Annotated in this window: 1 protein-coding gene; it reads right to left on the bottom strand. The window is 47.1% G+C overall.

All coding sequences use genetic code 11. The annotated features are described in order from the left end of the window. On the bottom strand, positions 1-346 hold a 346-nt coding region (locus ACNKXV_RS13645), incomplete at both ends, for a hypothetical protein (RefSeq protein WP_417908272.1).

Here is a 346-nt window from a genome sequence, read left to right as displayed (position 1 = left end):
AATTTTCCTGCGTCAGGAGCGTTTTCGGTGACCTGCTTGGCATTGGCCAGGGTGGCATCAGTCAGGTAAACCTGGGTAGGTTGATTGAATTTTTCTTTGGTAAAGGTGTAGACCGCAGCCTTTTTAGCCTTGGTTAAGCCTTGGATGTTGGCATCTTCCCATAGCAGTGTTTTGGCACCTGCTGTGAGGCCTGACTTGGCAGGACTTAGTGTAGCAAAACCACTCTTCTTCGTGTTTTCGCCATAAGTACGCAGGTACACCGTCTTGGTCAAGTCGATTCCTTTTTCATCCGAATCTAAGCTGATGCGGTATTGATAGCGGATTTTTTCCTTCTTCCCATTTTGAG

Origin of the sequence: Christiangramia aquimixticola, from assembly GCF_048285835.1 — a bacterium.
GTDB classification, from domain to species: domain Bacteria; phylum Bacteroidota; class Bacteroidia; order Flavobacteriales; family Flavobacteriaceae; genus Christiangramia; species Christiangramia aquimixticola.
This window is presented reverse-complemented; position numbering and strand designations above follow the sequence as displayed.